This is a genomic window from Burkholderia arboris (assembly GCF_038723655.1).
GTDB lineage: Bacteria > Pseudomonadota > Gammaproteobacteria > Burkholderiales > Burkholderiaceae > Burkholderia > Burkholderia arboris.
In genome coordinates this window covers 2,759,540-2,778,238 of record NZ_CP109822.1, presented here as the reverse complement: position 1 = coordinate 2,778,238, position 18,699 = coordinate 2,759,540, and the positions used below count along the sequence as shown (strand labels likewise).

Genomic DNA, 18,699 nt, shown 5'->3' with positions numbered 1-18,699 from the left:
AGCGCTGCGTTCGCCATCGCGACATTATGGAGGGTTCATCGTCGACCCGGCCGGCCTGCTGAAAGCGGCGATGGCCCGGATCGCCCTATACTGACCATTCCACATCACCGGACCACGCCGTGCCGAACCAAGTTTCCGGGGATCCGTCCGTCGACGATCCCCGTCCGACCCCACCTGAACAACCCGAACTGGAAGACTGCTGCAACAGCGGCTGTTCGCCGTGCGTTTTCGATCTCTACGACGAAGCACTCGCGCGCTATCGCGTCGAGCTGGCCGAATGGGAGGCGCGGCAAGCAGAGCGCAAGCAGCCCCATTGAACCGGGTGCCGGCGCGTGCCTGCGCCGTTGACGATTCGGCTTCTGCCGACGCTGCCATCCCTGTCCGGCTACGCGCCTGCGTGCAGCCGCCGGTGCAGCGGCCCGAGCGCCGTCGACAGTGCGATGCACGCCACCAACACGACCGTCAGCGTGAACATCGACGTCCTGAACCCCTGCACGTAGTCGAGCGCGGCCGGATGCACGCCGAGCCGCGCGAAGAACACGCCGCCGATCGTCGCGGCGCCGACGGCCGCGCCGATCTGCAGCATCGCGCTGACCATTCCTGACGCGACGCCCGCGCGGGCCGCATCGACTTCCGCGAGCACGATGCGCACGACCGACGGCAATACGAGTCCTTGACCGATCCCGATCGCCGCGATGCCCGCATAAAAACCGGGCCCCGGCGCGCCTGCGCGGGCGAGCGCGGCGGTGGCCGTGACGCCGGCCGCGAGCATCACGAAGCCGAGCGTCAGCACGCGATACCCGCCGAACCGGGCGACCAGGCGCGGCATCAGCAGCGGGCTCGCGAGGAAGCCGAGCCCGAGCGGCAGGATCGCGAACCCGGACGCGAGCGGCGACCAGTTCAGGCAGCCCTGCAGATAGATCCCGTAGCTCAGGAAGAATGCGCTCAGCATGTAGAACAGGAATGCGAGCACGAGCCCGAGCGCGACGACCGGGTTGCGGAACAGGCGCACGTCGAGCAGCGGATCGCGGCCACCGGCGAGCCGGCGCGATTCGACCGCCAGCAGCGCGCCGAGCATCGGCAGCGCGCCGACGAGGCACGCGATCATCCACAGCGGCCAGCCGGCCTCGCGGCCGTGCGTGAGCGGATACACGAGCATCAGCAGGAACAGCGACATCAGCACCGTGCCCGGCACGTCGATGCGCTGGCCGCGCGGCGGCCGGTTTTCCGGGATGAAGCGCCAGCTGCCGATCAGCGCCAGGATGCCGATCGGCAGATTGACGAGGAAGATCGCGCGCCAGCCGAGCCCGAACGGATGCAGGCTGATCAGCGCGCCGCCGCCGAGCTGGCCGATCACGGCCGCGAGGCCGAACGCGAATCCGTAGAAGCCCATCACGCGCACCTGTTCCTGCGGGCTGAACACGCTGCGGATCGTCGCGAGCACCTGCGGCGCGAGGATCGCGGCGAACAGGCCCTGCAGCACCCGGCCGCCGACCAGCACCGTGCCGTTGCCGGCCAGCCCGCACAGCGTCGACGCGAGCACGAAGCCGGCCATGCCGAGCATGAACATGCGCTTGCGGCCGTACAGGTCGCCGAGGCGGCCGCCCGTGATCTGCACGACCGCGCTCGCGCACGCATACGCCGACACGACGAGCTGCAATTCGGCCGGGCGCGCGCCGATGCCGTCGCGGATGGCCGGCAGCGCAAGATTCACGATGAAGTAGTCGAGCGGCGGCAGAATGGCGCCGACCAGCAGGACCACGAGCGCCCAGCCGTGATGGCTGCGCGGCGTCGCCGCGGCAGCCGCGCCGGCCGGCGCGCAGGGGGCAAGAGTGGGGTTCGTCATGGAAGCAGGATCCGAAAAATGAGGGCCGCATGCGCGATCGACGCACGCAGGCCGTTGACTCCGTATTCTGGCGATGGCCCATGATTCGGAAAAGCGGGAAAGAGTGGTAGCATCCATCGGGTTATTCGATGGATGGAGCATGACCATGCGCGGTTTCGACCTGGACCAGTTGCGTACTTTCGCGGCAGTCGCGGACGCCGGCAGCCTGACGGCCGCTGCGCCGCTGCTGCATCTGTCGCAATCGACGGTCAGCGAGCAGGTGCGCAAGCTCGAAGCGCGGGCCGGGGTGCCGCTGTTCGTGCGCAGCAAGCGCGGCGTCGAGCCGACGCCGGCCGGCACGCGGCTGCTGCAGCATGCGCGGCGTATCGTGGCGCTGAACGAGGCCGCGTTCGACGAACTGCGCGGGCAGGCGATCCAGGGCGAACTGCGCGTCGCGATCACCGACTACTTCCGCACGAATGAGGTGGCAGGCATGCTGGCGCGGCTGCGGGAGTGCTACCCCCAGCTGAGCCTGCACGTGAGCGCGATGAAGAGCGTGGAGATCGAGGCGGCGCATGCGCGGGGGCAGATCGATCTCGGCGTCGTGATGAACATGTCGAGCGGGCCGTTCCGGCCGGCGTCAGCCGATACGCGCTGGGTGCTGCGGCGCGAACCGCTGTCGTGGGTCGCGTCGCCCGCGCTCGCCGAGCAGTTGCCCGAGCCGCTGCCGCTCGTGCTGCTGCCGGACGACTGCATGATGCATCAGGTCGCCGTGCGCGCGCTCGACGAGCAGCACACGCCGTACGCGCTCGTGCACAGTGCGTCGGGCGTCGCGGGGCTGCAGTCGATGGTCGCGGCGGGGCTCGGGGTCGGCTGTCTGTGCGCATCGGCGATCGGCGACGGCCTGATGCGGCTCGGCACGAAATACCGGTTGCCGCCGTTGCCCGACGCGGTGTTTTCGCTGACGCCGCCGATGCCGGGCGAACGCGAGACCGTCACCCAGGCGCGCGAGGTGCTGTCGCGCCAATTGCTGATGTAAAACCAGGCCGCGCGACACGCGGCGGCGCGTATCCGAGCGGCGCGCCAGGGGAAGACAGGCATGAACGACGAACTGAAAAACCAGATGGCCGCCAGGCTGCAGGACGCGCTGGAACGCGTGGTCGACGAGCGTTCGCTGATCCAGTTCCTGCGCGTGCTCGGCCACGACTGGCACAAGGAGCGGCAGCTCGAGGCCGATGCGCCGCCGTCGCCGTACGCCCGTGCCGCGCTTGGCTGGGAAAACCGTTCGATCGGCGAGTACCTGGAAGCCATGGTCGAGTGGGCCGAGGCGTCGGAGGAGGGGCTGCGCTTCTACGACGTGCCCGACAATCCCTGGCGACGCATCGCGGACATCCTGTTCTCCGGGAAAATCTACGAATAGCGCGGCGCGCGCTTGCTACTCGATGGCTTCGCCATCGGCATACGCGCGCAACCCGGTCGCCAGTGCGTCGAACACGGCCCGGCAGCGCGGGCTTGCCCGCAGGTCCTCGTGCATCACGACCCAGGTTTCCAGCCGCATCGAAGGCCCGTCCGGCAGCACGCGCACGAGCCGCGTGTCGCGTTTCGCGAGCGCCGACTGGCAGAAGCCGATCCCGTAGCCCGCGCGGATCATTGCGAGCTGCGCGAGGTTGCTGTCGGTGCGAAGCGCGAACGACTCGCGCTTCCAGAGCGGCATCCCGCGCCCCGCCGAGCGGATGAACGGCGTGACCGTATCGAAACCGATCAGCGCATGATGCGCGAGTGCGTCGACCGTCACGGGCGCGCCGTGGTGCGCCAGGTAATCGTCGCGCGCATACAGTCCGACCTCGATTTCGCCGACGCGCCGCGCGACGAGCGCGTCCTGCGCGGGCGGCGCCATCCGGACCGCGATGTCGGCCTCGCGCTTCAGCACGTCCTGGATGCGGTCGGTCGGCACCAGTTCGATGACGAGCCCCGGATGGTCGCGCCGCAATTGCGCGAGCATCGGCGGCAGCACCTCGACGGCAATGACGTCGCTGGCCGAGATCCGCACGATGCCGCGCACGCCCGCGCCGTGGCTCGCCGCCGCGCGCTCGAACGCGGCCGCCGCGCTGCGCAGCGCTTCCGCATGACCGCGCAGCGCAAGCGCGGCCTCGGTCGGCAGCAGGCCCGACGGCGAGCGCGTGAACAGCGTCTGGCCGAACGCGGCTTCGAGCGCGGCGACGTGGCGGCCGGCCGTCGGCTGCGTAATGCCGAGCGCGCGCGCCGCGCCGGACAGCGAGCCTTCCGTCAGCACCGCGAGGAAGGTGCGGTAGCGTTCCCAGTTCAGATCGATGGTCATACATAAATGTATAGCCGATGTGCTGAGCTAGGCAATTCCTTGTTATGAGCCGGCGCGCCAGAATGCGTCTCACGATGGTTCATTCAAGGAGAGCGGCAATGACGACGGACGCAGGCGGGACGCAACGGCAGGCACTCGTGCTCGGCGCGAGCGGCGGAATTGGCGGGGAAGTCGCGCGGCAGTTGCGCGATGCAGGCTGGCAGGTGCGGGCGCTCAAGCGCGGGCTCGATGCCGAGATCGTGGAGCGCGACGGCATTGCGTGGCTCCGCGGCGACGCGCTGGATCGCGATGCGGTGGTCCGCGCCGCGCGCGGCTGCAGCGTGATCGTGCATGCGGTGAACCCGCCCGGATACCGGAACTGGGCCGAGCAGGTGCTGCCGATGGTCGACAACTCGATCGCGGCGGCCCGGGCCGCACAGGCGACCATCGTGCTGCCCGGTACGATCTACAACTTCGGCGCCGACGCGTTTCCGGTGCTGCGGGAAGATGCGCCGCAGCATCCGTCGACCCGCAAGGGCGCGATTCGCGTCGAAATGGAGCGGCGGCTGCAGGACGCCAGCGAGCACGGCGTGCGGGCGATCGTCGTGCGAGCCGGCGATTTCTTCGGGCCGCACCTGGGCAACAGCTGGTTCTCGCAGGGGCTGATCAAGCCCGGGCGGCCCGTCGCGGCGATCAGCGTGCCGAGCCGCGGCATCGGCCATCAATGGTCGTACGTGCCGGACGTGGCCCGCACGATGCTCGAGTTGATCGAGCGGCGCGAGACGCTGGAGCCGTTCGCGCGTTTTCACCTGGGCGGGCACTGGGACGAGGACGGCACGCAGATGGCGCTGGCCGTGCAACGGGTCGCGCAACGGCACGGGATGCGGCCGGCGCTGCGCAATTTCCCGTGGTGGATCGTCTGGGCGGCCGCGCCGTTCGTGACGACGCTGCGCGAGTTGCTCGAGATGCGTTACCTGTGGCGCGAACCGATCCGGATGGACAACGCGCGCGTCACCGCAGTGCTTGGCCGCGAGCCGGTGACGCCGCTCGATACGGCGGTGGAGGCGACGCTGGCCGGGCTCGGGTGTCTCAAGTGAGCCCGTGCCCGTGCCACGGTCATGGCCGGGCACGGGCACGGGCACGGGCAAGCATCCTCGCGCAGTGAAGAACCCGCGGGACAACAATTCTCCACATACCCGGGCGCGTCCGATGAGCATCATGTCGGTCAATACCGACAATGCGAAAACGGGGGCGCGATGTTGTATTTCGGACGGAAAGTGTGGGTTGCAGCGGCCATTATTTCCACATTGAGCGGTTGCACCGACCTGGCCGGCGTTCTGTATTGCGACAACTCACAGTTCAATTTTCCTGACTACCACTGTTTTCAACCCTATCGGTAGGCACAGGCGCGGCGACTGAAACCCTCCGCGCCTGCGTGCCGTGCGGTTTTTCGCTGCCCGTCACGCCACGACTGGCAACACCTCGACCGCATACCGGTGCCGCAGGCTGCGCCCGAGCACCGGATCGTGCAGTTCCATCTCGAACGCATCGCCGTCACCCATGGCCGCGATCGCGCCGTGCACGGCGACCGTACCGCCATACATCGCGCAGCGCGCCGGCATCGTGCGGCGGTCGTCAAAACGCTGCCACAGCACGTCCGGTGCGAGCAGCCCACTCACCGCACCGTGCTGGTACGCGATCCGTTCGCCGTTGCGTGCAATCAGCCACGACCGCATCTCGATCGCGTCCCAGTGATCGGCGACGTCCGCATAACGCCATGCGTCGCGTCCGAGTGGTTTCGCACAGACCTGCTTCGATACCGCGACGCCGTACGCCTCGACTTCGCGATCCGTATGATCGGAGCCGACCGTGACCAGCGTGCCGGCCGGGCTGTCGACCAGCACGCATTCGATCTCGCCGCCCGAGCGCGCACCGAGCGCGCCGATCGACGGCGCCTGCGTGAGCAGGGCGGGCGCCACGCGGTAGAAGCACGGCGTGGTCGACGGCGGCGCGACGCCGAGTGCCGCGAGTTCGTCGATATGCGCCTGGATCGCGGCCGGGTCGCGGCCGGCCCAGCCGGCAATCACGACGCGCTCGATGTCGACGTCGGCGGCGGCCGGCGCGCCTTGCAGGGGAATCACGTTGAACGACAGGGTTGGCATGCGGATATCCGTTTGAAGTGCGAAGGAATGAACCGGCTGGCGGAGACGCTCAATCCTCGAGCGGCCGGTGTGCGGTCTCGCGCGCGGCGAGCAGCGCGATCGACGTGACGACGAGCGCGGCGGTGACGTACAGCGACACCGCCGTCGTCGTGCCCGTCTGCCGGAACAGCGCGGCGATCACGAGCGGCGCGAAGCCGCCGCCGACGATGCCCGCGAGCGTGTACGCGAGCGACGAGCCGGCATAGCGCACGCGGGTCGGGAACTGTTCGGTCACGAACGCGCCCTGCGGGCCGTACATCACCGCGTGGATCACGAGGCCGATCGCCACGGCCGCGACGATCGCGGCGGGGCGCGCCGAATCGAGCATCGCGAAGAACGCGAACGCCCACACGATGCCGGCCATTGCGCCGGCGAGATACACGGGCCGGCGGCCGAAGCGGTCCGACAGCGCGCCGAAGAACGGCACGGCGAGCGCATTGCAGGCCGTGCCGATCATCACGGCCGTCAGTGCGACGGGGCGCGACAGGTGCAGCACGGTCGTCACGTAGGTCAGCGTGAACACGACGATCAGCGCATACAGCACGTCCGAGCCGATCCGCGAGCCGCCCGCGATGAGCAGGCGCTTCCAGTGATACTTCAGCACATCGGCGACGGGTACTTCGGCGGTCGCGTGCGATTCGGCAAGCTGCTCGAACTGCGGCGTTTCGTCGACGCCGCGCCGCAGCCAGAAGCCGAACACGACGAGCAGCGCGCTGGCCGCGAACGGCACGCGCCAGCCCCACGACAGGAAGTTGTCGGACGTGGTCGACAGCGTCACGAGCGCGATGCAGCCGGTGCCGAGCAGCGTGCCGAACGACGGGCCGATCTGCGTCCACGACGCGGACAGCCCGCGCCGCTTCTGGTCGCCGTGTTCGACCGACAGCAGCACCGCGCCGGCCCATTCTCCGCCGAGCGCGACGCCTTGCACGAAACGCAGCGCGACGAGCAGGATCGGGCTCAGGATGCCGGCCTGCGCATAGGTCGGCAGCGCACCCATCAGCGCGGTCGTCACGCCCATCAGCACGAGCGTGAGCATCAGCACCGCGCGGCGGCCGATGCGGTCGCCGAGGTTGCCGAACACGAAACCGCCGAGCGGGCGCGACACGTAGCCGACTGCATAGGTCGAGAACGCGAGGATCGTGCCGGCCAGCGGATCGACCGACGGGAAGAACAGGTGGTTGAAAACGAGCGCGGCGAGTGTGTTGTAGATCGTGAAGTCGTACCACTCGAGCGACGTGCCGATCATGCTCGCGGTCGCGAGTCGGCTAGTGCGGACGCGGCGTGGCGCGTGGGCGGCGGGCTGGGCGAGAGTGCTCATGGTATCGGGCAGGTCGTGACGGATGACGGGGGGAAATCGCGGGGCCGGCGTGTCGGCCGCGTGTGAATGCGGCACGGCGGGCGCCGGCGTTCGGCGCTCGACGTTCAAGCAGGCAATGCGGCAGCGGTAGCCGGGTCGGCCTGGGGGGCGCGGTGCGCAACCTGCAGCGGCGCGGCGGCGCGCCACAGCAGGTCGAACGTGCGGACGTCGTCATGCCCGGCGAGCGCGATGGCCACGCGGCGCGTGGCCGCTGCGTCGCTGCCTTCGATCAGCACGAGCGCATCGGCGGCGGGGCGGGCGGCCGCATCGGCGCCGATCGGCGCGGACAGGTCAGGCGCGGTGCGGAACAGCCGCGCGGCGTGGATGCCCGGTTCGCGCAGGGCGTCGTCGAGGTGCCGGCGCAGGTGCGGCACGTCGATGCGGTCCGGCGGCAGCACGAACAGCGCGAGATGCGCGCCTTCGCCGTCGCCGGCCTCGATCGTCAGCTCGCCGACGCGCCGCTGCGTGCCCGTCATGCGTTCGAAGTTCGCGAGCGACCATGCGGTCTGCTGCGTGAACGCGCGCCGGTACGCATCGCCGTGGAACACGTCGAGCGCATCCGTCACGTACAGCGCGAGGTACTTGCGCGGGCCGCCGTCGGTCGCGCGAAAGCGCCGCGCATGCGTGAAGCCGGGAATCGCGACACGCTCCTGCATGTGTTCGCGGTCGTACCACGCGTTGAAATCGGCTTCGTGCGCGGGGTCGATATCCGTCCAGACGCAAAGCTGGCCGTGCGGAAGGGAAAGGCGGGTCATCGCGGGGTCCTCGTGACGGGGTGTGTCAGGAACCGCAGTGTCCCGAAGACGGGCCGCACCCGTCCAACAAGAAAACAAATTCGCGGTGAACAGGTTTTCTTATGAGCGGCGCGAGCGGCGTTTCGCGGCGGGAGGGGCGGGCGGCGCGGCTTGCTTCGTGCGTGTCGTTTTCGCCGGCGCATTCGTCTTCGTTCTGGCCGCCTTGCGTGTGGGCGTTGTGTCGATGCGTTCGGGCGCAGCCGGCTTCGCATGGCTGGCCGCGGCGGCCATTGCGCGCGCGACTTCGCTCGCGAGTTCGGCGATGCGCGCCGCTACGGGCAGCCCCTGGCTGCGGTACGTTGCGACGAGCGGCAGCGCGGGGAATTCGGGCTCGACGTCGAGCAGTTCGAGCGCGCCTTCGTGCAGCTCGCGCCCGATGATCGCGGGCGGCAGCGCGGCCACGCCGAAGCCGTCGGCGACGAGGCGGATCATCGCGGCGACCGACGTGATGCAGTTGATGCTGGCCGGCCGCTCGACGGCCGCGAACAGGCGTTCGATCGTCGCGTGCGGACCCGAGTGGCGCGAGAAGCTGATGATCGGAAACTCGGCCAGGCGCGCGACGTCGAGCGGCTGGCCGCCGAGCCCGAGGCGCGGGCTCGCGGCCCAGCGCACCGCGAATTCGCACAGCGGCAGGTTCGTGAAGTCGGGGCCCGGCACCGGGTCGGTCTGCATGATCAGGTCGACGCCGTCGGTGCTGAGCAGGCGGATCAGATGCAGCGTCGTGTCGCTCGTGATCTCGACGTCGAGGCGCGGATAGCGCTCGCGCAGTTGCGCCATCAACGCCGGAAACCAGCTGTGCACGATCGATTCGATCACGCCGATCCGGATCAGGCCCGCGTCGCTCGCCGCGTCGATGTCGCGGCGCATTTCGCCGTCGAGCCGCACGATCCGCTCTGCATACGCGAGCATGCGCCGGCCCGCGGGCGTCAGGGTGGCCGAGCGCGTGTTGCGGTCGAACAGGCGTACGTCGAACGCCTCCTCGAGCGACGCGATGCGGCTCGACACGGCGGCCTGTGTCGTGTGCAGCTTTTCGGCCGTGAGCCGGAAGTTTTCCAGCTTCGCGAGCCAGACGAAGGTTTCAAGAAACCGGATGTTCATCGAAGTCCGAACTGTGAGGCGGCGCCGGGAGGGCGGCGGGATCGGTCGATGGTAGCGGATTTCCGGGGCGGCAAACGAGCGGGCGGCGCGGCGCGTGTGTCGTGGCGGGTACGGGTACCTGTACTGGTACCGGCGGCCCGGTGCCGGCACGCTGCCCGCCACGACGTGCCACGCGGGCGGCGTGCCCGCTTGCGTCAAAGCGGGTCGAACGCGAGCGTCGGCACGTCGACGACCATTGCGCCACCGTCGGCGACGAGCGTTGCTCCCGTGACGAACGACGCGTCCGGCGACGCAAGGAACGCGCAGACGGCCGCGATTTCGTCCGGTTCGGCCGCGCGCCGCAGCGGCACGTCGGCGCTGACGCGTGCGTACGCGCCGTCGAGCGAATCGCCGTGCGCGGCCATCAGCGGTTCCATTTCCGCGTCGGCCATCGGTGTGCGGACCCAGCCCGGGCACACGGCGTTCGCGCGCACGCCGTGCGGGCCGTAGTCGCGTGCCAGCGACCGCGCGAGCCCGAGCAGCGCGTGCTTGCCGACCGTGTAGCCGCACACGCCGGGCCCGGCCGCGAGCGCCGCGATCGACGCGACCAGCACGATGTTGCCGCGCTGCGCGATCAGGTCGGGCAGGCACGCACGCGCGCTGACGAACGCCGTGTCGAGGTTCGCGTGCATCGCGTTTCGCCACTGCGTGTCGTCGGTTTCGTCCGCGCGGCCGATGCCGTGGCCGCCCGCACACGCGACGAGCGCGTCGACGCGGCCGAAGCGTTCGGCGATGCGCGGCAGGAAGCCGGCCCAGTCGGCCGTGCTCGCGGCGTCGCCTGCGAGCGCGAGGCCGCCCGTCTCGGCGGCCAGTGCGTCGAGCGGCGCCTGACGGCGCCCGATCAGCACGACGCGGTCGCCCCGGCGGGCGAAGCGGCGCGCGCATGCGGCGCCGATGCCGGTGCCCGCGCCGGTGATCGCGATCGTGCGGGGTTGCGGGTGCGTCATGTCGTTCTCCGGTAAGGGGTGGGTTCCGGTCACTTTAGGCGGCGCCGGCGTACGCCGGTATCCGCCGAAAGGATGAACGAGGGTCGTCCGGACGGCCGTGGCCCATTTTGCAAAGGCTGACGATGTGCGGCGCCGAATCGCTCTATCCTCCACATTTTTGCGATAAGTCGCGAAAGCCCGGCAAAATAGCGCGGGCGTGCGCGCGCATCGACGCACGGCGCGTCGGCCGGCCGATTCCGTCGTGCGAGCGGAGCGGCAGGCCGGCAGGATCGGCGCGAGCATGCGCCCGAGGCGCAGGTATCGCGTCCGCCGATGGAGCGCGCCGCCGCGGCGTATCGCCCGGTTGTGCGCTGGCGCGACCGGACCATCGACAAGAACAGGGAGGGCCCGGCAATGAGGCTGGACGACGAAAGAGAAAGCATGAACGTCGAGGATCGCCGCGGCGCCGGCGGCTTCGGCGGCGGGCGCGGCGCGACGATCGGCATCGGCACGATCGTGGTCGCGCTGGCCGCGTCGTATTTCTTCGGGATCGACCCGCGCGTGGTGCTCGAAGGCGCGTCGGCGCTGCAGGGTCGCCAGCAGCAGGCGCAGCCGGCGCCGGCGCAGCGCCAGGGCGCGCCGGCGAACGATCCGGGCGCGGTGTTCACGCGCAAGGTGCTCGGCAATATCGAGCGCACGTGGACGGGCGTGTTCAATACGCAGCTGCATGCGCAGTACGAGCCGCCGAAGCTCGTGATGTTCACGAACTCGACGCCGACCGCCTGCGGCACGGGCCAGACGGCGATGGGGCCGTTCTACTGTCCGGCCGACCGCAAGGTCTATATCGATCTCGGTTTCTACGACGAATTGCGCAAGCGTTTCGGCGCGGGCGGCGATTTCGCGCAGGCCTACGTGATCGCGCACGAAGTCGGCCATCACGTGCAGAACCTGCTCGGCATTTCCGACAAGGTCGACGCCGCGCGGCGGCGGTCGAGCCAGGCGCGCTCGAACGCGCTGTCGGTGCGGATGGAACTGCAGGCCGACTGTTTCGCGGGCGTGTGGGCAAACAACGCGCAGCACGCGAACCAGCGGCTGATGGAACCGGGCGATTTCGAGCAGGGCTTGAAGGCGGCGGCCGCGATCGGCGACGATCGCCTGCAGCAGCAGGGGCAGGGCTACGTCGTACCGGAGAGCTTCACGCACGGCACCAGCGATCAGCGCGTGTACTGGCTGCGGCGCGGGATGGAGTCGGGCGAGCTGAGCGCCTGCGACACGTTCGCCGCGAACGCACGCTGAAACAGGGCGCGCGCCCCGTCTCGCGCGCCCGCATCGTCCCGGCTGGACCCGTCATCCCGGCCGAACCGGGACGATTTGCCGATTTGTGCTCACCGGCGCGTTTCGGCGCCGGTAGGCTGGCCCGAACCTCGCAAATCGATCCGTTCGCCCGCCAGCCGACTCCATCATGCCGACCCCCTCCGTTCCCGCCGACCAGGACGCCGCCGACTGGCAGCGCGCGCTGCGCGCCTGCGTGGCGGCGTTCGACGCGTTTGCGAGCCCGTCCGCGATCGTGTTCTACCGGCTCGACCAGAGCGGCGAACCGGCCGATTTCGAGCTGTTCGGGATGCCGGAATCGATGCACCGCACCTATGTTGCGCGCTACCGGATGCTCGATCCGCTGCACCCGTCGCGCTGCGCGGCAGGCGAATGCGCGGTCGTCACGCTCGCGTCCCAATTGCCTGACGAAAGACGCGACGCGTCCGCGTACTGGACCCGTTTCCTGCGGCGGCACGACGTGGCCGACGTCGTCGAAATCTGGCTGCGCGACGCGGGCCGCACGATCGGCGCGTTCTCGCTGCTGCGTTTCGGGACGGGGGACGCGGACGGCAACCGCACGGCGGGCCGGTTCGCGCCCGGCGAAATCGATGCACTCGCGCGGCTGCAGCCGGTGGCCGAAGCCGCATTGAGCCCGCTGCTGCGCGCGCGGCGCGGGATCCACCGGATCGGCTGCGAAGAGCGTTTGACCTATCGCGAGGAGCAGATCGCCCGCCTCGTGCGCGACGGCCGCTCGAACAAGGAGATCGCACGCGATCTCGCGCTCGGGCAACCGACGATCAAGACCCACCTGATGCGCATGTACCGCAAGCTCGGCGTGTCGAACCGCACCGAACTGGTCGGGGCGTTGTTCCTTTGATCCGACGGATCGTCGCGACGGTCGGCCGGACCGCCCGATGGAATTCGACCGCGACCTCGGCGCAAGCTGCTGCCGGTTCACCTCGGGAGGCGCCAGGGAAAACGAGCGGGCCGGGAATGCGGGGGCGCATGTCCGTCAGCGGCTGGCCGCGCCGTTCCCGTCGTCGCTCTGCCCGCCGGCCTGCGAGATCGTGAAGTACCATGCGCGATTGTCGTTTCGATAACAATCAAAGGGCCGGGAACATGGACGTCGCGATCATTGCCGTTTCGCTCGTGGTCATCGCGTTGAGCATTGCGCTGCCGATTTTCATCGTCAGAACCGTGCGAAGCGGGACGTACGATTCGCTGTACTTCCTGATCCCGCTGACGCTCGGCATTTACTGGCTGGATTACCAGGCATACGACTTCCTTGCGTCGATGGCGCACGGTTTCAGAAACTAGCCATTTAACGACCGGACTGACAGTCCGGTATCTGAGCAGCGGTTGTCCGTGCCGATATCGGGCCGGTTTCCGGCCGCGTCCCGCGGGGTTCGAACCCGCCACGATCCCTCACGCGCTGCCAATTTGCGCTCACCGGGCGTGATCCCTCGTCGATACAGTGGTCCGACGCCCGCGTGCCTGACCGGCACGCGGTCCAGCCACGACAATCCTCGAGACGCCCATGAGCAACACGAACTTCGTCGCCGTCAGCGACACCGTGCGCACCTTCGTTGCGCGCGATTTCGGCCTCTTTATCGACGGTGACATGCAGCCCGCGCACGCGGCTGCGCGGCTCGACGTGTACGACCCCGCCACGGGCGAGCGGCTTGCAACGGTCGCGGATGCCGACGCACACGACGTCGACCGTGCGGTCGCCAGCGCGAAGCACGCATTCGACACGCGCGTCTGGAGCGGGCTGCGCCCGGCCGACCGCGAACGCATCCTGCTGAAACTCGCCGACCTGATCGAAGGCGACGCCGAAACGCTCGCGCAGCTCGAAACGCTGAACCAGGGCAAGTCGATCCACGTGTCGCGCGCGATCGAAGTCGGCGCGAGCGTCGAATACGTGCGCTACATGGCCGGCTGGGCGACCAAGATCACCGGCCAGACGCTCGACGTGTCGATCCCGTTCCCGCCCGGCGCGCGCTATACGGCCTATACCCGCAAGGAGCCCGTCGGCGTGGTCGCGGCGATCGTGCCGTGGAATTTCCCGCTGATGATCGCGGTGTGGAAGCTGATTCCCGCGCTCGCGGCCGGCTGCACGATCGTGCTGAAGCCGTCGCCGGAAACGCCGCTCACCGCGCTGCGCCTCGCCGAGCTTGCCCGCGAAGCCGGCGTGCCGCCGGGCGTGTTCAACGTCGTCACGGGCGGCCGCGTCTGCGGCTCGGCGCTCGCGAGCCACCCGTCGATCGCGAAGATCTCGTTCACGGGCTCGACCGCGACCGGCAAGCTGGTCGGCGCGGCGGCCGTGCAGAACATGACGCGCTTTTCGCTCGAGCTGGGCGGCAAGAACCCGATCGTGATGCTCGACGACGTCGACGTCGCGCAGGCGCTCGACGGCGTCGCGGCCGGCGCGTTCTTCAACCAGGGGCAGGTGTGCGCGGCCGCGTCGCGCATCTATGTGCACCGCAGCAAGTTCGCGCAGCTCGCCGACGGCCTCGCGGGCGTCGCGCAGTCGATGAAGCTCGGCGCAGGCCTCGACACGACCGCGCAGATCAACCCGCTCGTGTCCGCACACCATCGCGACAAGGTCGTCCAGCACATCGAAGGCGCGCGCCGCGCGGGCCTCACGTTCCTCGCGGGCGGCACGCCGGCCGACGATCTGCCCGGCTACTACGTGAAGCCGGCCGTGATCGCCGATCCGCATCCGGACAGCGCGATCGTGCGCGACGAGGTGTTCGGCCCGGTGATCGTCGTCGTGCCGTTCGACGACGCGGCCGACGCGGTGCGCCTCGCGAACGCGTCGCCGTATGGCCTCGCCGCGAGCATCTGGAGCAACGACCTGAAGCGCGTGATGAACCTCGTGCCGCAGATCGAGGCCGGCACCGTGTGGGTGAACTGCCATATCCCGCTCGATCCGTCGATGCCGTTCGGCGGCTACAAGCAATCGGGCATTGGCCGCGAATTCGGCCAGTACGCGATCGAAGGCTTCACCGAAACCAAATCCGTCTGCATCGCGCACTGACGCGCGGCGCGACCTCGAACCCGAACCCGAACCACCCAGTTCAAACGATCCGACAGTGGAGACTGCAATGAGCTACAACGAAGCGAAATTCTGGCATCCGATGGTGCACCCGAACGAGATGAAGCAGCGCAAGCCGATCCGCATCGTGCGCGGCGACGGCTGCTACGTGTTCGACGAAGAGGGGCGCAAGCTCGTCGACGGCGTCGCGGGCCTGTGGAACGTGAACGTCGGGCACAACCGCCAGGAAGTGAAGGACGCGATCGTGCGCCAGCTCGACGAGCTCGAATACTTCCAGCTGTTCGACGGCATTTCGCATCCGCGCGCGGAAGAACTGTCGAAGAAGGTGATCGACATGCTCGAACCGGAAGGGATGCGCCGCGTGCTGTACAGCTCGGGCGGTTCCGACTCGATCGAGACCGCACTGAAGATCGCGCGCCAGTACTGGAAGGTGCGCGGCCAGGCCGACCGCACGAAGTTCATCTCGCTGAAGCAGGGCTACCACGGCACGCACTTCGGAGGCGCGTCGGTCAACGGCAACACGGTGTTCCGCCGCAACTACGAACCGAACCTGCCGGGCTGCTTCCACGTCGAGACGCCGTGGCTGTACCGCAACCCGTTTACGCAGGATCCCGAAGAGCTCGGCCGGATCTGCGCGGAAATGCTCGAGCGCGAGATCCAGTTCCAAAGCCCCGACACGGTCGCCGCATTCATCGCGGAACCGATCCAGGGCGCGGGCGGCGTGATCGTGCCGCCGGCCAACTACTGGCCGCTCGTGCGCGAGGTGTGCGATCGCTACGGCGTGCTGCTGATCGCCGACGAAGTCGTGACGGGTTTCGGCCGCAGCGGCAGCATGTTCGGCAGCCGCGGCTGGGGCGTGCGCCCGGACATCATGTGTCTCGCGAAGGGCATCTCGTCGGGCTACGTACCGCTCGGCGCGACGGTCGTGAACGCGCGGATCGAGGATGCGTTCGCCGCGAACGCCGATTTCGGCGGTGCGATCATGCACGGCTACACGTACGCGGGCCACCCGGTTGCATGCGCGGCCGCGATCGCGAGCCTCGACATCGTCGTGAAGGAAGACCTGCCCGCGAATGCCGCGAAGCAGGGCGCGTATCTGCTCGAAGCGCTCAAGCCGTTCGCGGAACGCTTCGCGGCGGTCGGCGAAGTGCGCGGCAAGGGGCTGATGCTCGCGCTCGACCTCGTCGCGAACAAGGCTACGCGCGAGCCGATCGACCCGCTGTCCGGCTATGCGAACGCGGTCGCGGAAGTCGCGCGCGAGAACGGCGTGCTGGTGCGCCCGGTCGGCACGAAGATCATCCTGTCGCCGCCGCTCGTGATCCAGCGCGAGCAACTCGACCGGATCGTCGACGCGCTCGCGGCAGGCTTCGAGGCCGTGCCGTTCGCGTAACGGCGGCGCGGTGCAGTCGCATGACGGCAGGCCGGTGGCGGAAGGCGGGAGCGCCGCCGCGGGTTTGCCGATTTGCGCTATGACCGGATTATTTTGCCTGCGTATTTTTTCGACATCGGATCACGATGTGATCGACAGGGGTCCGGGGAACGAAGCGCTGAAGCGCCACCCCGGGCCGACCGCAAGGCAAACGTGGCCCCAGCCGCCGACGAAGCGCGGGTTCAGGCCAGTCACGGAAGGAGACAAAGATGTCGGGATGGTCAGGAGTTACCGGCGCCGCGGGCGACACGTCCGCCGGATCGCCGGCCGAAGCGGGCGGCGGCACGGCGCTGAAGGCGGGTGCGGTCGGCTTTCCGACCGCGCTGGCGAGCGCCGTCGGCCTCATCATGGCAAGCCCGGTGATCCTCACCGCGACGTCGGGCTTCGGGATGGGCGGCTGGGCGTTCGCGGTCGCGATGATCATCGCGTTCGTGATGATGCAGGCGCAGGCCACCACGTTCTCCGAAGCCGCCGCGATGCTGCCGACGGCCGGCTCGGTCTACGATTACCTGTCGTGCGGGCTGGGCCGTTTCTGGGCGATCACCGGCACGATCTCCGCGTATTTCCTCGTGCACGTGTTCGCCGGCACGGCGGAGACGATCCTGAGCGGCATCATGGCGCTCGTCAACTTCGAATCGCTGAACGCCGCGTTCGAGAAGCACAACAGCTCGTGGCTCGTCGGCGTCGGCCTCGTGGTCACGTTCGCGATCACCAACATCATCGGCATCAAGGTGTTCAGCAAGCTGGAGATCGTGCTGACGGCCGGCATGTGGCTGTCGCTGATGATCTTCGGGATCCTCGGGCTCGCGGCCGCGCCGGCCGTGCATCTCGACGGCTGGTTCGGCGGCTCGGAAGTCGGCACGTCGGTGCCGGCCGTGCTGTCGCTCGTCGGGATGGCGATGTTCATGTTCGTCGGCTGCGAGTTCGTCACGCCGCTCGCGCCGGAGATGAAGTCGCCGGGCCGCACGATTCCGCGGGCGATGGCGCTCGGCCTCGTCGGCGTCGCGATCTGCATGTTCCTGTACGGCGCGGCGATCCGCCGCCAGGTCGCGAACGTGCCGGTGAGCCCCGACGGCCTCACGCACCTGCTCGACACGCCGGGCGCGATTCCCGCGTTCGCGCTGCAGGTGCTTGGGCCCTTCGGGCGCATCTGGTTCGGCATCGCGTTCCTGTGCGCGGGCGCCGCGACGATCAACACGCTGATGGCTGGGCTGCCGCGCATCCTGTACGGGATGGCGATCGACGGCGCGCTGCCGCGCTGCTTCGCGTACCTGCATCCGCGCTTCAAGACGCCGGTGGTCGGGATCGTCGCGGCGGCGATCGTGCCGATCTTCCACGCGTGGCTGATCAACGGCAATCTCGACAGCATCCTGCACCTCGTGCTCGCCGCGACCTGCGCGTGGGGCACCGCGTACCTGCTCGTCACCGCGTCGGTCGTGATGCTGCGCATCCGCCGCCCGGATTTGCCGCGTCCGTACCGTTCGCCGCTGTTCCCGCTGCCGCAGATCGTGTCGAGCGTGGGCATCGTGCTCGCGATCTGGTACATCACGCCGCCCGGCATGAACGCGCGCGACATCTACGTGCCGTTCGGCGCGATGCTCGGGCTCACCGCGCTGTACGCGCTGTTCTGGACGCTCGTCGTGCAGCGCCGGCATCCGTTCAAGCCGGTGCCGGTCGAGGAAGTGCTGCGCAACGAGCACGTCGCGTCGTGAAGGCCGCGCTTGCCCGGTGGCGCGCGGCGCCCGATGCGCCGCCGCCCGGCCATCGGCCCGGCGCGATCGCCGCGCGCGTGCTGGCCGACCTGCAGGCCGCGCGCGATGCCGGCGGTGTCGGCGCCACCGCGCGGCTGCCGAACGGCGTGCGCGTGAGCGTCGACGAGCGCGTCGAGCGCCAGTTCCTGATGCATACGGTCAGCGTGCGGGTGGCGGCGACCGCGAACGGCCCGGCCGCGCAGGGCAGCGCCCGCGTGCGGCAGACCGGCTGGCTGCGCCGCACGGGGATCGATGCGGTACGCGCCTCGGGATGCGACCCCGTATTCAATGACACCATGGCCGCGCTGATCGCCGAACCGTCGCTGGTCGACGCGCTGCGGCCGCTGCACCTGACCGACTGCACGATCGACACGCGCGACGGCCGCTGGACGCTTGCGATCGTGCCGTTCGGTGGCAGCGAGGTCGTGAACCGGATGCCGTCGTTTCGCCGCTATGTCCGGCTGACCGGCGAGCAGGCCGCTGCGCTGTCGGCGGCCTTTCTTGCATTCGAAACCGCACTGCGCAGGATTTTGCGAGGGTAAGCTGTGGCGTTGCGTGCCGTGTGAACCCGGCGGCCGCATCCAGGAATC

At 69.2% G+C, this 18,699-nt stretch carries 19 protein-coding genes; 12 read left to right on the top strand and 7 right to left on the bottom strand.

Going from position 1 to position 18,699, the window contains the following annotated elements; all coding sequences use genetic code 11:
• Window positions 1–119 precede the first annotated feature (119 nt).
• On the top strand, window positions 120–317 hold the full coding sequence (locus OHZ10_RS29890; RefSeq protein WP_081052008.1) for an oxidoreductase-like domain-containing protein: 198 nt from the start codon (window positions 120–122) through the stop codon (window positions 315–317).
• 68 nt (window positions 318–385) lie between these two features.
• Here the strand turns inward: OHZ10_RS29890 and OHZ10_RS29885 are convergent, their stop codons facing one another.
• A complete protein-coding gene (locus OHZ10_RS29885) occupies window positions 386–1,846 on the bottom strand; it encodes an MFS transporter (protein WP_342705229.1) in 1,461 nt (486 codons plus the stop codon).
• 145 nt (window positions 1,847–1,991) lie between these two features.
• Here OHZ10_RS29885 and OHZ10_RS29880 point away from each other — a divergent pair, with 145 nt between their 5' ends.
• Both OHZ10_RS29880 and OHZ10_RS29875 read left to right on the top strand, forming a co-directional pair.
• Window positions 1,992–2,864: a LysR family transcriptional regulator gene (locus OHZ10_RS29880; RefSeq protein WP_256086142.1), complete on the top strand. Its 873-nt coding sequence runs from the start codon at window positions 1,992–1,994 to the stop codon at window positions 2,862–2,864.
• Window positions 2,865–2,924: 60 nt separating this feature from the next.
• The gene (locus OHZ10_RS29875; protein ID WP_059239852.1) at window positions 2,925–3,245 is read left to right on the top strand and encodes a DUF7660 family protein; all 321 of its coding nucleotides are present in this window, start codon (window positions 2,925–2,927) and stop codon (window positions 3,243–3,245) included.
• Between the two features lie 15 nt (window positions 3,246–3,260).
• Here OHZ10_RS29875 and OHZ10_RS29870 read toward each other — a convergent pair whose 3' ends face one another.
• On the bottom strand, window positions 3,261–4,163 hold the full coding sequence (locus OHZ10_RS29870; protein WP_342705228.1) for a LysR family transcriptional regulator: 903 nt from the start codon (window positions 4,161–4,163) through the stop codon (window positions 3,261–3,263).
• A gap of 98 nt (window positions 4,164–4,261) precedes the next feature.
• Between OHZ10_RS29870 and OHZ10_RS29865 the strand changes: the two genes are divergently transcribed.
• Window positions 4,262–5,239 (top strand): NAD-dependent epimerase/dehydratase family protein, encoded by a 978-nt coding sequence (locus tag OHZ10_RS29865; protein ID WP_342705227.1) that lies wholly within the window; start codon window positions 4,262–4,264, stop codon window positions 5,237–5,239.
• A 363-nt stretch (window positions 5,240–5,602) separates the two neighbouring features.
• Here OHZ10_RS29865 and OHZ10_RS29860 read toward each other — a convergent pair whose 3' ends face one another.
• From OHZ10_RS29860 to OHZ10_RS29840, 5 genes are all read right to left on the bottom strand, one after another.
• Window positions 5,603–6,304 (bottom strand): DUF2848 domain-containing protein, encoded by a 702-nt coding sequence (locus OHZ10_RS29860; protein ID WP_059239858.1) that lies wholly within the window; start codon window positions 6,302–6,304, stop codon window positions 5,603–5,605.
• A gap of 49 nt (window positions 6,305–6,353) precedes the next feature.
• Window positions 6,354–7,673, bottom strand: a complete 1,320-nt coding sequence (locus tag OHZ10_RS29855; protein ID WP_256087294.1) for an MFS transporter — start codon at window positions 7,671–7,673, stop codon at window positions 6,354–6,356.
• A gap of 92 nt (window positions 7,674–7,765) precedes the next feature.
• Window positions 7,766–8,455, bottom strand: a complete 690-nt coding sequence (locus tag OHZ10_RS29850; protein WP_059239860.1) for a DUF4286 family protein — start codon at window positions 8,453–8,455, stop codon at window positions 7,766–7,768.
• A 99-nt stretch (window positions 8,456–8,554) separates the two neighbouring features.
• Window positions 8,555–9,592, bottom strand: a complete 1,038-nt coding sequence (locus OHZ10_RS29845; RefSeq protein ID WP_342705226.1) for a LysR family transcriptional regulator — start codon at window positions 9,590–9,592, stop codon at window positions 8,555–8,557.
• Between the two features lie 194 nt (window positions 9,593–9,786).
• Window positions 9,787–10,578: an SDR family NAD(P)-dependent oxidoreductase gene (locus OHZ10_RS29840; protein ID WP_059239864.1), complete on the bottom strand. Its 792-nt coding sequence runs from the start codon at window positions 10,576–10,578 to the stop codon at window positions 9,787–9,789.
• 393 nt (window positions 10,579–10,971) lie between these two features.
• Between OHZ10_RS29840 and ypfJ the strand changes: the two genes are divergently transcribed.
• From ypfJ to OHZ10_RS29800, 8 genes are all read left to right on the top strand, one after another.
• Window positions 10,972–11,853: a KPN_02809 family neutral zinc metallopeptidase gene (ypfJ, locus tag OHZ10_RS29835; RefSeq protein ID WP_342705225.1), complete on the top strand. Its 882-nt coding sequence runs from the start codon at window positions 10,972–10,974 to the stop codon at window positions 11,851–11,853.
• Between the two features lie 166 nt (window positions 11,854–12,019).
• The gene (locus tag OHZ10_RS29830; protein WP_342705224.1) at window positions 12,020–12,748 is read left to right on the top strand and encodes a helix-turn-helix transcriptional regulator; all 729 of its coding nucleotides are present in this window, start codon (window positions 12,020–12,022) and stop codon (window positions 12,746–12,748) included.
• Between the two features lie 37 nt (window positions 12,749–12,785).
• Window positions 12,786–12,971: a hypothetical protein gene (locus OHZ10_RS29825; RefSeq protein WP_342705223.1), complete on the top strand. Its 186-nt coding sequence runs from the start codon at window positions 12,786–12,788 to the stop codon at window positions 12,969–12,971.
• Window positions 12,972–12,990: 19 nt separating this feature from the next.
• Window positions 12,991–13,188 (top strand): hypothetical protein, encoded by a 198-nt coding sequence (locus tag OHZ10_RS29820; RefSeq protein WP_256086147.1) that lies wholly within the window; start codon window positions 12,991–12,993, stop codon window positions 13,186–13,188.
• Between the two features lie 220 nt (window positions 13,189–13,408).
• Window positions 13,409–14,911 carry an aldehyde dehydrogenase family protein gene (locus OHZ10_RS29815; RefSeq protein ID WP_059239870.1) on the top strand — a complete coding sequence of 501 codons (1,503 nt, stop codon included), beginning with the start codon at window positions 13,409–13,411 and terminating at the stop codon, window positions 14,909–14,911.
• Window positions 14,912–14,978: 67 nt separating this feature from the next.
• A complete protein-coding gene (locus OHZ10_RS29810) occupies window positions 14,979–16,319 on the top strand; it encodes an aspartate aminotransferase family protein (protein ID WP_059239872.1) in 1,341 nt (446 codons plus the stop codon).
• A gap of 248 nt (window positions 16,320–16,567) precedes the next feature.
• Window positions 16,568–18,070, top strand: a complete 1,503-nt coding sequence (locus OHZ10_RS29805) for an APC family permease (protein WP_342705222.1) — start codon at window positions 16,568–16,570, stop codon at window positions 18,068–18,070.
• A complete protein-coding gene (locus tag OHZ10_RS29800; protein WP_342705221.1) occupies window positions 18,067–18,651 on the top strand; it encodes a DUF3156 family protein in 585 nt (194 codons plus the stop codon). Before OHZ10_RS29805 ends, OHZ10_RS29800 begins: the two co-directional genes overlap by 4 nt.
• Window positions 18,652–18,699: the final 48 nt, after the last annotated feature.